A 13621-nucleotide genomic window follows, 5' to 3' on the forward strand; every position below is an offset into this window, starting at 1 on the left:
CTCACCCCGTCCCTCTCCCAAGGAGAGGGGGAATAGGGACGAGTGACGATTGACGAATGACAAATAACAGATGAAGAAGGTAATATTATAAGGGGGAACTGAAATGAGGGGAAAGCGATTGAGAAATGGTATTGTTTGAAACAAATGGTACATAAAACATCTAAAAATTGACAACTAACGACTAAACACTAAATATAATGAGTAATACAAAGAAAATTAATCCCGACTATGTGTTCGAAACCAGTTGGGAAGTATGTAACAAAGTAGGAGGTATTCACACGGTGATTACCACGAAAGCTCCGAGTATTGCGAAACAATTCAGAAGGAAATACATTCTGATTGGTCCCGATATTTGGCAACACAACGAAAATAAAGAATTTGTAGAAAACCCCGAACTCTTCAAATCGTGGCGTGCTAAAGCAGCATCTGAGGGCTTGCGCGTGCGTGTGGGGAATTGGAAAATAGAAGGCAACCCCATAGTAATTCTGGTAGATTTTTCTCATTATGTAAGTGCCAAAAACGAGATTTTGCGTTATTATTGGGATAATTACAAGCTCGATTCTTACAACAGTCCGTGGGATTACGTAGAGTCGGTGCTTTTTGGTTATGCAGTAGGGAAGGTGATTGAGAGCTTTGTGAAGTTCAACACTGCTTCACGCGAAAACGTGATTTGCCATTTCCACGAATGGATGACCGGTAGTGCGCTACTCTATTTGGAAGAAGAAATGCCTAAAATAGGTTCGGTATTTACTACTCACGCTACCGTAGTAGGTCGTGCGATTGCCGGCAATGGTTATCCGCTCTACAACGATATGAAGAACTACAAACCCGAAGAAATGGCCTATCGGTTTGGGGTACAACACAAGCACTTCCTCGAAAAAGAAACTACCAAAGTAGCCGACTGCTTCACTACGGTAAGCGAAATTACTGCCCAAGAAGCGTTGCACTTCCTCAGTAGAAAAACTGATATCATCACGCCTAATGGCTTCAACGACGCCATAGTACCAACTGAAAAAGATTTTGATAAGAAGCGCACAGAAGCTAAACAGCGTCTTATCAGCGTGGCACAGGCTTTGGTAACCCAACCTATTAGCAAGGATACCAAAATTGTAGCTATCAGCGGTAGATATGAGTTCCGCAACAAGGGTATCGATGCCTTTATTGATGCCTTGGGAGCACTGAATAGGAATTCTAATAACAAGAAAGAGCTTTTGGCTTACATCTTAATTCCTACAGCTCACGATGCGCCTAACCAAGGATTGCTAAACAATTTGCACAACCCTCAGCAAACTACCGAAAACGAACAAAAGCACCTTACCCATATTCTCCCTGATGTGTATCACGATGCGATAATGACTCGTATTTATGAGCAACAGCTCTTCAATAGGAAGGAAGATAAGGTGAAAGTGATTTTCTGTCCAAGTTATCTCAATGGCAACGACGGGGTGTTCAACCTTTCTTATTACGACTTGCTCATCGGGTTAGACGGCACCGCTTTCCCTTCGTACTACGAGCCTTGGGGCTATACACCGCTTGAAAGTTTAGCTTTTAAAGTGCCTACCATTACCACTACTTTGGCAGGTTTTGGCAAGTGGGTGAACGATTATTACCCCGAAAAACAAAAAGCGATAGAAGTAGTACCGCGCACCGATAGCAACTACGGTGAGGTAGTAGGCGCAATTGCTAAGAATATTCAGAATTTATTAGACAGGAAAGAACAAGACTTCCAAGAGCTTCGCGAAACAGCAGGTAAAGTATCAGAAATCGCTCTGTGGAAGAACTTAGTACAATACTACATAAAGTGTTATGAACTCACTCTTGAAAATATAGAGGACAGAGTGGAGAGTCTGCCTCCGGTAGAAACTGATGGAGTGGCATATTTAGAGAAATCGAAGGTGGTGAACACGCCTAACTGGCGCAGTGTGATTATCCACCGTGCAATTCCCGAAGCCTTGCAACCGCTCGAAGAACTCGCTAAAAACCTTTGGTGGTGCTGGAATGACGAGGCTTACGAAGTTTTTAAATACATCGATAAAGCCCAATGGATAGAAGTGCGTAAGAACCCTATTGCCTTGCTGGACAGCATCTCACTTACTCGTTATAAAGAATTGGAGCAAGATGCGGTATTTATGCGCAATCTTTCGAAAGTATATGGTGATTTCCAAGCCTATATGGCTAAGAAATCGGAGATGGTAAGTCCGTCTATCTCTTATTTTAGTATGGAATACGGCTTACATTCTTCCTTGAAGATTTATTCAGGAGGTTTGGGTATCTTAGCAGGCGATTACCTAAAAGAAGCCAGCGACAAGGCAACCAAAATCACTGGGGTAGGGTTGTTATACCGCTATGGTTATTTCACTCAAAAACTATCCTCAGCAGGTAACCAAGAAGCCGACTACGAAGCACAAGATTTCTCGAAAATACCGGTAACGCCTGTAACAGATGAGAGTGGAAAATGGTTGATTATATCAATAGATTTACCAGGTAGAACCCTATATGCACGTGTATGGCGTGTGGACGTAGGTCGTATAGAGCTTTATCTTCTCGACACCGATTTTGAGAACAACCGCGAAGACGACCGTTCTATCACCCACCACTTGTATGGAGGTGACTGGGAAAACCGTCTTAAACAAGAAATGTTATTAGGTTTAGGAGGTATTAAGATGTTGCGCAAGCTAGGTATCGACAGTGATATTTACCACTGCAACGAAGGGCACGCTGCCTTTATAGGGTTGGAACGCCTCAGCGAGTATATCCAAAACGAGAACCTTACTTTCTCGGAAGCGATGGAAGTGGTGCGCGCCTCATCACTCTTTACTACTCACACCCCAGTACCCGCAGGTCACGATGCCTTTGAAGAAGGCTTATTACGCGCTTATTTAGGTAATTACGCCGATATATTGCACGTGAATTGGGAACAAATACTCGCTTTGGGTAAAATAAACTTGCAAAACCCACACGAGAAATTCTCGATGAGTAACCTCGCAGCGAACCTTTCGCAAGAAGTAAACGGTGTGAGCTGGCTACACGGCGAGGTAAGTAAAGAAATCCTCAAAGACTTGTGGCCAGGTTATATGCCCGAAGAACTTCACATTAGCTATGTAACCAATGGGGTACACCAACCTACGTGGACAGCTGGCTTGTGGAAAGAAGTAGAAAACGAGGTGTTTGGCAAAGACTACAAAACACACCACTACGACCCTAAGAGCTTTGAGGGTATTTATAAGGTATCTGACCAACGCGTGTGGGAAATCAAAACGGCTCTTCGTTCTAAGCTCTTGCGCCGTGTAGAACAAAAGCTGCGTTTAGAGAAGAACACCCCTTATTTCTCTCCACGTCAGTTAGTGGAAATCAAAGAGAACTTACGCGAAGATATCCTTACCATTGGTTTTGCGCGTCGTTTTGCGACCTACAAACGCGCTCACTTGCTCTTTACCAATATAGAACGTTTGGATAAAATAGTGAACAATCCTGAGCGTCCTGTACAGTTCATCTTTGCCGGTAAAGCCCACCCTGCCGATAAAGCAGGTCAGGATTTGATTAAGAATATTGTGGAAATCTCGAAATTACCACAGTTCTTAGGCAAGATATTATTCGTTCCTAACTACGATATGGAGCTCGCGCGCCATATGGTACAAGGGGTAGATGTATGGATGAATACTCCTACACGTCCGCTAGAAGCCTCAGGAACCAGTGGTGAAAAAGCCGCAATGAACGGAGTAATGCACTTCAGCGTACTTGATGGTTGGTGGGTAGAAGGGTATCGGGAAGATGCCGGTTGGGCTCTCCCTATGGAACGCTCCTACGAAAACCAGCAGTATCAAGACGAAATGGATGCAGAGACGATTTACAACATTATTGAAGACGAGATAGCTCCTATATTCTATGATAAGAATAAAGATGGCATCTCATCACGCTGGTGTGCACTCATTAAGAATACGATTGCCAAAGTAGCGGTAAACTTTACCACTACTCGTATGCTCACTGATTACGAAAAGCAATACTATTACCCAATGACTGAGCGCGTAACCAAGATTAAAGACAATCACTTTGCAATCGCTATTGAACTTTCGAACTGGAAACGCAAAGTAACTCAAGAATGGGATAACATAAAGGTAGTGAGCTTTAAAGTGCCTAATCGCAATGAGCAACTCATTTCTATTGGCAAAATATACAAAGGTGAAATTACCTTAGAATTAGGAGAATTACGCCCTGAAGACGTAGGAGTAGAATTGGTAGTAGCCCAACATAAAGACGATAAGTTTAAAGTACTCTCGACAAGTGAGTTTACGGTAGTGGCTCAAGAAGGCAACAAAGCTACTTATCAATTGGAAATTGCCTCAGAATATCCAGGTGCTTTGCACTTAGCAATAAGAATTTTCCCAAAAAATAATTTATTGCCACACCGCCAAGATTTTGCTTTGGTAAAATGGTTGTAACAAATAAATAAGCATTTCATTTTAAAGCATATACGAAGAAAATAAGCAAATATATAAAGGTTAAAAAACCTCTATTTTGGAGAGATTAAAAAGAATAAGAAATGTTAAAATTAATAAAAAAATATCTCTAAAATGATTTTGTATTAAAATAATACTTATATTTGCACCAAAATTAAAATAGTAATCAAAATTCATTTTTTAAGTATGAAGAAAATCAAAGTAACTTTATTTGCTTTAGCTGCTGCTTTTTCAGTGGCAGTTCAAGCACAAGATGAAGACAGTCCTTGGCAAATAGGATTTGGAGTGAACTCCGTTGATATTCGTACCCCTGATGCATTCGGGGACTTAATGAAAGACTGGGGAGGGCCAAGCGATATCAATATCCTTCCAGCAGTTTCTCGTCTTTCAGTAGGTAGATATATCGGAGCTGGTTTTTCTGCTGAATTATCAGGTTCTTTAAACAAAATCGAAAAAGGATTCGGTTATGTTAAAGACGGAGAAAAAGTAGATTTATCTTTCTGGTCTGCAGACTTAGCGTTGCAATACCACTTTAAATCTCTTTGGAACAAAGAGAAAGTAAAATGGTTTGACCCATTCTTACAAGTAGGTGGTGGTTATGCCGCTATTGACAACGAAGGTAAATTCCGCGCCTTAGGTGGTGGTGGTGTAAACTTTTGGTTTACCGAAAACATCGGTATTAACTTGCAGACAGCTTACCACCCTACTTTCCAATCTGATTCAAAAGTGGACTACTTCCAACATGCTGCCGGTATTACCATTAAATTTGGTAAAAAAGACCGTGATAAAGATGGTGTAGCTGACAAAGATGACCTTTGCCCAGATGAACCAGGTAAACCAGAATTGAAAGGTTGCCCAGACCGCGATAATGACGGTGTAGCTGATAAAGACGACGCTTGTCCTGATGAAGCTGGTAAACCAGAATTGAAAGGTTGCCCAGACAGAGACAATGATGGTATCGCTGATAAAGATGATGCTTGTCCTGATGAAGCTGGTCCAGCTGAATTTAACGGATGCCCTGATACTGATGGTGATGGTGTGCCAGATAACGTAGACCAATGTAAAGACGTAGCTGGTCCTAAAGAAAACAATGGTTGTCCTTGGCCTGATACTGATGGTGACGGTGTTCTTGACAAAGACGACGAATGCGTAGACGTACCTGGTCCTGCTTCTAACAACGGTTGTCCTGAAGTAACTCAAGAAGTTCAAAAGAAATTGAATGACTTCGCAAAAACTATCTTGTTCGATGTAAACAAAGCTACTATCCGTCCTGAATCAGCAACTGTATTGAACCAAATCGTTGACGTATTGAACCAATACAAGAATTCTAAATTCTCTATTGAAGGTTACACTGATATCAGTGGTAAGAGAGCTAAGAACCAAAAATTATCAGAAGATAGAGCTTATTCAGTTAAAGCTTACTTAATTGATAAAGGTATAAACCCTGCTCGTTTGACTGCAAAAGGTTTCGGTCCTGATAAACCAATCGCTTCTAACAAAACTAAGAAAGGTAGAGAGCTCAACCGTCGTGTTGAAATCAACTTAGTAAAATAGTTGTTTCTCTAACCCTTTTGTTACACATAAAAAGAGGTTGCCCGTAAGGACAACCTCTTTTTAATTATTAATTGTCAGTTATTAATTACTAATTGTTTATGTTTCCTTCTATCGAAATTCAATTGCAAACCTTACCTAATAATCCTGGTGTCTATCAGTTTTACGATGCTACGGACACGCTTATTTATGTAGGGAAAGCTGTCAATTTGAAAAAGCGCGTTTCTTCTTATTTTCAAAAGGAACACGACAATGCCAAAACACGTATTTTGGTGAGGAAAATTGTGCGTATAGAACACATAGTCGTAGCTACCGAGAGCGATGCATTACTACTCGAAAACAACCTTATCAAGAAATACCAACCGCGCTATAACATTCTCCTAAAAGACGACAAGAGCTATCCTTGGATATGTGTGAAGAAAGAGCGATTTCCACGCGTATTCTCTACGCGCAGAGTAGTAAAAGACGGTTCGCTGTACTTTGGCCCTTATACCAGTATGAAAACCGTACACACACTTTTAGATTTGATAAAAGAGCTCTTCGCTTTGCGCAATTGTAATTACGATTTATCTCCGCAAAACATCGCAAACCACAAGTTCAAAGTGTGCTTGGAATATCATCTGAAAAATTGTAAAGGGCCTTGTGAAGGATACCAAAACGAAGCAGATTACAACCAGAATATTCAGCAGATTGTAGAAATCCTCAAAGGGAATTTCAAAGATGCGTTACATCAGTTTAAGGAGGAGATGATGGCACTGGCTTCGGAAATGCGGTTTGAAGAAGCACATCTCATCAAGCAAAAGATACAGAGTTTAGAGAACTATCAGGCAAAATCGACCATCGTAAGTAGTAAAATTAGCAATGTAGATGTATTTTCTATCGTTTCGGACGAAGAGTACGGTTATGTAAATTTCCTACAAGTAGCCTACGGAGCGATTGTGAGAGCTCATACTTTGGAGATTAAAAAGAAATTGGAAGAAACCGATAGAGAGCTCTTGGAATACGCTATTATTGATATTCGTGAACGTTTCTTCTCTAATTCCAAAGAGATTATTGTGCCTTTTGAGGTTACTCTTTCAGAAGGATTACAAGCGACCATTCCTAAGGCAGGTGAGAAAAAACAACTCTTAGACCTATCGATGCGCAATGCTAAACACTTCCGTCAAGATAGATTCAAGCAGGAGAAAATAGTAGACCCCGAACGCCATACGAACCGTATTCTCACCCAGATGCAACGCGACTTGCACCTCTCTGTCCCACCAGTACATATTGAGTGCTTTGACAACTCGAATATTCAGGGTACAAATCCCGTATCGGCGTGTGTAGTATTTAAGAATGCAAAGCCGAGCAAAAAAGACTATCGCCATTTTAACGTGAAAACTGTAGAAGGCCCTAACGATTTTGCCTCGATGGAAGAAGCCGTGTATAGACGTTATCGAAGATTGTTGGACGAGGAACAACCTCTGCCACAACTGATTGTAATAGACGGCGGGAAGGGACAATTGTCTTCGGCATTAAAAGCCTTAGAGCAATTAGAACTGCGCGGAAAGATAGCTATTATAGGTATTGCGAAGCGTTTGGAAGAAATATTTTTCCCTGAGGATAGTATTCCATTGTATTTAGACAAGCGTTCGGAAACCTTGCGAGTGATACAGCAGTTACGTGATGAAGCTCACCGTTTTGGGATTACCTTCCACCGGCAAAAACGGAGTAAATCGGCTATTGTATCGGAGCTTGATGGAGTAGAGGGCATAGGAGAAAAGACTAAAGAAGTACTCTTGCAACATTTTAAATCGGTAAAACGCGTAAGAGAAGCTACTTTAGAGGAGCTTACCCAAGTAGCAGGTTTTAGAGGTAAGAAAGTATATGAATATTTCCAGAGTCATAAATAAAAACGAAGGCTTTATTTGTTGCTAATTACAATTTGTTTTATACCTTTGGAGCAAGTTCTATTATAGAAATAATCTATGGCGAAAGCAGTAGGTAGCTCAGCTGTAATAGCTTTATAATCAAACGTTATTCGGAGCTAAGACGAACAAAAGACGGTGCGAGCCGCACGGGCAGATAAAAAATGAACGAAGAAAAGACGAACAAACAACGAACAAAAGACGAACAAACAACGAACAAACAACGAACAAACAACGAACGAAAGATGAAGAACAGTGGTACAAATCTGGGTTCTTAGAGGTGTATAATGAGTACTTCTGCTATAAAAATAATTTATTCTTTTAATTAGAAAGTTTTTAATATATTATTCATAATTATTTTGTATCTTTGTCGCAAGTTTCATCTTAGAAAAAACACCTATGAAAAAACTAAGTATGGTACCCCTTTTGGCAATGGCAGTGGTAGCTTGCAACAACAGCATACCTTTCTTACTAATGCTACCTAACTTTTTGAAAAATACTACTCAATAACTGAATTATTAATTGTTAATTGCTAATCGTTAATTGGATAATAATGCTTCTTTTCTTTAAAAACCCCAAAAACACTATCTATGTGGTAGCGACCGAAGCTGCCCTTACTGAGACCGACCTCAACAAACTGAAATGGCTGTTTGGCAATGCCCAGCAACTCCCCTCCCCTACCCTTAGCGGTACTTTCATCGGACCCCGTGCAGCGATGATTACCCCTTGGAGTACCAATGCGGTGGAAATTACCCAAAATATGGACATCCACGGGATTACCCGTATCGAGGAGTTCCACGAGGTAACCGACCCCAATACCCCTTTCGACCCTATGCTCTTTGAGCGATACAACGGTCTTACCCAAGACAGCTTTACTATCAACATTCAACCGCAAACAACACTCGAAATTGATGATATCGAGGCGTATAACCAGCAAGAGGGGCTTGCGTTAAGCACCGAAGAAGTTGCCTATTTGCAAAATCTCTCTCAACAACTGGGGCGCAAACTCACCGACTCGGAAGTGTTTGGCTTCTCGCAAATCAACTCAGAGCACTGCCGCCATAAAATTTTCAACGGCACTTTTGTTATCAATGGTGAGGAAAAGCCTTCTACCCTCTTCAAACTCATTAAAAAGACATCACAAGAACACCCTAATAGCATTGTTTCGGCTTATAAGGATAATGTGGCTTTCATCAAAGGGGCTACTGTCGACCAGTTCGCACCCAAAAGTGCCGATAAACCCGATTTCTACGAGGTAAAACCTTTTGAGGCAGTGCTCTCACTCAAAGCCGAAACCCACAACTTCCCCACTACGGTAGAACCTTTTAACGGGGCTGCTACAGGTTCGGGAGGTGAAATACGCGACCGTCTTGCTGGCGGACAAGGTTCTTTGCCTTTGGCAGGTACGGCTGTGTATATGACGGCTTACCCGCGCTTGGAAGAAGACCGCCCTTGGGAAAAAGGAATGGCTGAACGCCAATGGTTATACCAAACACCAATGGATATCCTCATCAAAGCCTCTAACGGGGCAAGCGATTTTGGTAATAAGTTTGGGCAACCACTCATTACGGGCTCACTCTTTACCTTTGAACACGAAGAAGCCGGACGCAAATTAGGCTTCGATAAGGTAATTATGCAAGCAGGAGGTGTGGGGTATGCCAAAGCCTCACAAGCTATAAAACACACACCTCAAGAAGGCGACAAAATCGTTATCTTAGGCGGTGAAAACTATCGCATAGGTATGGGAGGGGCTGCGGTATCATCGGCTAATACGGGGGCTTTTGGTGCAGGTATCGAGCTGAATGCCGTACAGCGTTCTAACCCCGAAATGCAAAAACGCGCTGCCAACGCGATTCGTGCAATGGTAGAATCTGACGAGAATCCTATCGTTTCTATACACGACCACGGTGCAGGCGGACACCTCAACTGTCTATCGGAACTTATAGAAGAAACCGGTGGTAAAATCGACTTAGACAAACTGCCCTTAGGCGACCCTACCCTATCGGACAAGGAAATTATAGGTAATGAATCACAAGAGCGTATGGGATTGGTATTGCCCGAAAAGGCTATTGCCAAACTAAAAACCATTGCCGACCGCGAGCGTGCGCCTATGTACGAAGTGGGTGTGGTTACCAGCGACAAGCTTTTTAGTATTGCCTCTGCAAAGAAAGGTACCCACCCAATGGATTTAGACCTCAGCGCGCTCTTTGGTAGTTCGCCAAAAACCGTAATGACCGATGAAACAGTAGTTACTAATTACGAAGAGTTACACTACTATGCAAGTCAGTTGCACAACTATTTAACACAGGTGCTACAATTAGAAAGTGTGGCTTGTAAAGACTGGCTTACTAATAAGGTAGACCGTTGTGTAGGGGGCAAAGTCGCCAAACAACAATGTGCAGGTGCGCTACAACTCCCTTTGAACAACGTAGGGGTGATGGCTTTGGACTACAATGGCAAAGAAGGAATCGCTACCAGCATAGGTCATTCACCTCTTACGGCACTCATCAGCCCTAATGCAGGCAGTCGCAATGCTATTGCCGAAGCACTGACTAACATCGTTTGGGCGCCTCTAAAAGACGGCTTGCAAAGTGTATCGCTATCCGCCAACTGGATGTGGGCGTGTCGCAATAAAGGAGAAGATGCACGTTTGTACGAAGCCGTAGAAGCCGCTTCTAATTTTGCAATTGAATTGGGTATCAATATTCCTACCGGTAAAGATTCCCTATCAATGAAACAAAAATACCCCGATGGTGGTGATGTGATTGCCCCAGGTACGGTGATTATTTCGGCGGCTGCCCATTGTACTGATGTGCAAAAAGTGGTAGAGCCTGTACTCAAACGCAATGGAGGTAACATTTATTATATCAACTTCTCGGGCGCTCAATTTGAATTAGGAGGTTCGGCTTTTGCCCAAGTATTAAACAAAATAGGCGACAAAGCCCCTACCATAACAGACGCTGAAGGCTTTAAAACAGCTTTCAACGTAGTACAATCTCTCATAAAAGAAGGAAAAATACAAGCAGGACACGACATTGGTAGTGGCGGACTTATCACAACACTCTTAGAGATGTGTTTTGCCGAAAACGACTTAGGAGCGACCATCGATTTGAGCGGACTTTCAGCCGATGAAGACCTTATCAAAACCCTTTTTGCTGAAAATGCAGGGGTAGTAATTCAAGCCGATAGCAGTATTGAAGCTACTTTGGAAGAAAACTTCTTAGAATGGGCTAATATAGGCGAAGTAACTACTTCTCAAGAACTTACTATTCACCATTTCGGAAAATCGTACCATTTCAACATCCCCGAATTGCGCGATGTGTGGTACCTCACTTCTTATCTGTTAGACAAACAACAAACGAAAAATGACAAGGCGACCGAGCGTTATCAAAACTACTCTGAACAGCCTCTACAATACACTTTCCCAGCGCATTTCACAGGTAAAAAACCCGTACGCCCCGCAGGCAAACGCCCTATAGCAGCAGTGATACGCGAAAAGGGTAGCAACTCCGAGCGCGAAATGGCAAATGCCCTATACTTAGCAGGCTTTGATGTGAAAGACGTACATACCACCGACCTTATCAGCGGACGCGAAACCTTAGAAGATGTACAATTTATAGGGGCTGTGGGCGGTTTCTCAAACTCCGATGTGTTAGGCAGTGCCAAAGGTTGGGCAGGAGCTTTGCTCTACAACGAGCAAGCTAAAAAAGCGTTAGACAACTTCTTTGCCCGCCCTGATACCCTTTCAGTAGGTATCTGCAACGGCTGTCAGTTGTTTATGGAGTTAGAAGTCATCAACCCTGAGCACACAGAGCACGGAAAAATGTGGCATAATGATAGTGGCAAGCACGAAAGTGGTTTTGTATCGGTAAGTATTCCAGAGAACAACTCGGTGATGCTCTCCACCCTTGCCGGTAGTACCTTAGGGGTATGGATATCACACGGCGAAGGAAAATTCCACTTGCCATTGGCAGAAAATCAGTACAATATCGTAGGTAAATACGCTTATCAGGAGTACCCTGCAAACCCTAACGGCTCTGATTACAACACGGCTATGTTATGCGACAAAACAGGGCGACATTTGGTAACGATGCCTCACATAGAGCGTTCAGTTTTCCCTTGGCAATGGGCATACTATCCGAGTGAAAAAACAGCGGTTAGCCCTTGGTTAGAGGCATTTATCAATGCCCGCAAGTGGATTGAAGCACGTAATGCTAAATAAAAATGGTAAACAAAATCTTAAAAAAATAAGTGCGCAAATATTAAATTTACGCTAAAAAGAGGCTCCATAAGCCCCTTTTATATTAAACTTTTGTTAAACTTAAAAATACACTTGACAGGTACTGTTTTATTCGTACCTTTGCGTCGCAATGAGGGTGGTAGCTCATTGTAAACTTCAAATAATAGTTTTCATAATTTAAAGTTTTGGTTGGTTAATGAAGAAGTCCGATAAAAGAATTATCGGACTTTCTTTTTTAATTCTTGCAACACTTCTTCTAAATCAACAGAAAAAGAAGGTAATTGTATTGTAATGGTACTGAAAGGGCAATTACCTTTTAGCTTCTTTGTGATATGAATATGCAAGGCATTGGCTTTCAAATTAAACTCTACATCTTGGCACAAGGCATAAATATAATGAGTTTGTTCATTGTATTCAAAATAAAGTTCTTCTTCATAAGCTAATCTACTTATAGAAAAATATTGCTCCTTATTTACAAAAGTTATTTGCAAAAGCTCAGCCCAAGATGCACGAGGGTTGAGTTCTATTTCTTCAGAAGTAAAAAGTAAAGATTCCATCATAAGTTTTGTTAATCTACCGATTCTAAAAAAACTTCTTTATATCAGGAGTGTTAATGCTGTGAGTTAACGAATGGGCACTTACATTGTAGTGATTAGCTAAATTCTGTCGTAATCATTTTCATTTTGCAACTTAAAAAACTACTCTAAAGGTTTTTGCTTGGTGCTTCTAAAAAATTTTATTACAATTAGATTTTCTTCTTCTATAAAATCGTAATACAAAGCAAACTTCCCTTTCATAATTAGTATTTTATATAATTTAACCTCTTCTACAAATTTTGAAAGTAACATAGGATTTTCTTTTAGAAAAACTTCTGTTTTTTCTACCTCATCAATAATTTTATTGGAATAATCGTTATTACAATTTCGTTTACTCCAATAGCGAAGTGTATCTCTAAAGCTTTCAATAGCTTCATTAGTCCAATTAATTTCCATACTCAGCTCTTAGCATTTTAAAAACCTCTTCACTCTTTACCATCTTCCCCTCTTTAGCTTGCTGATGTGATATGGCTATTCTTTTTAGTTCTTCTTCTGTAAACTCATCATCGGAATCATATTGTTTTATGATTTTCAACATAGTATTATATTCACTTATAGGAACTATGGCTGATACTGTTCTTCCATTACTATCGGTTATAAACTGAACATTTGGATTCTGTGTTAATACTGCAATACTCATAATTCTATTATTTTTTTTTACAAAGATACTGATTTTTTCCTGAAAAGCAAGAAGATTTTTAAATTTTAGACTTGAAGAATCTCGAAGAGACTTAGAAAATATCAAAAAAACTGAGATATCAAAAATGGATTTGGACTTCCGGAAGATAACGAAAAGGTTCGAAGGGGTTGAGTTAGGTAAAAGGTGAAAGATGAAGGGTAAAATGGGTATGCTTAGCTTATAGAGAGCTT

7 protein-coding genes are annotated in these 13621 nt (G+C 41.0%); 4 read left to right on the forward strand and 3 right to left on the reverse strand.

Features of this window, described 5'->3' with window-relative positions; translation table 11 throughout:
- Positions 1-197: 197 nt before the first annotated feature.
- The 4 genes from glgP to purL all read left to right on the forward strand — a co-directional run bounded on the left by glgP (position 198) and on the right by purL (position 12137).
- Positions 198-4439: an alpha-glucan family phosphorylase gene (gene glgP, locus HMPREF9078_RS08140; RefSeq protein ID WP_009420231.1), complete on the forward strand. Its 4242-nt coding sequence runs from the start codon at positions 198-200 to the stop codon at positions 4437-4439.
- Positions 4440-4643: 204 nt separating this feature from the next.
- A complete protein-coding gene (locus tag HMPREF9078_RS08145) occupies positions 4644-6011 on the forward strand; it encodes an OmpA family protein (protein WP_009420233.1) in 1368 nt (455 codons plus the stop codon).
- A gap of 98 nt (positions 6012-6109) precedes the next feature.
- Positions 6110-7900, forward strand: a complete 1791-nt coding sequence (uvrC, locus tag HMPREF9078_RS08150; RefSeq protein WP_009420234.1) for an excinuclease ABC subunit UvrC — start codon at positions 6110-6112, stop codon at positions 7898-7900.
- Between the two features lie 568 nt (positions 7901-8468).
- A complete protein-coding gene (purL, locus tag HMPREF9078_RS08155) occupies positions 8469-12137 on the forward strand; it encodes a phosphoribosylformylglycinamidine synthase (protein ID WP_009420236.1) in 3669 nt (1222 codons plus the stop codon).
- A 236-nt stretch (positions 12138-12373) separates the two neighbouring features.
- On the opposite strand, the gene HMPREF9078_RS08160 is transcribed toward purL, so the two are convergent.
- The 3 genes from HMPREF9078_RS08160 to HMPREF9078_RS12190 form a co-directional block, all read right to left on the reverse strand.
- Positions 12374-12712, reverse strand: coding sequence for a transcriptional regulator (locus HMPREF9078_RS08160; RefSeq protein WP_198142753.1), 339 nt, complete (start codon positions 12710-12712; stop codon positions 12374-12376).
- 141 nt (positions 12713-12853) lie between these two features.
- Positions 12854-13147 carry a type II toxin-antitoxin system RelE/ParE family toxin gene (locus HMPREF9078_RS08165; protein ID WP_009420238.1) on the reverse strand — a complete coding sequence of 98 codons (294 nt, stop codon included), beginning with the start codon at positions 13145-13147 and terminating at the stop codon, positions 12854-12856.
- The coding region (locus tag HMPREF9078_RS12190; protein ID WP_009420239.1) for a hypothetical protein at positions 13137-13621 on the reverse strand (485 nt) is incomplete at its 5' end. The genes HMPREF9078_RS08165 and HMPREF9078_RS12190, both read right to left, overlap by 11 nt.

Origin of the sequence: Capnocytophaga sp. oral taxon 380 str. F0488 (assembly GCF_000318255.2) — a bacterium.
Taxonomy (GTDB): domain Bacteria; phylum Bacteroidota; class Bacteroidia; order Flavobacteriales; family Flavobacteriaceae; genus Capnocytophaga; species Capnocytophaga ochracea.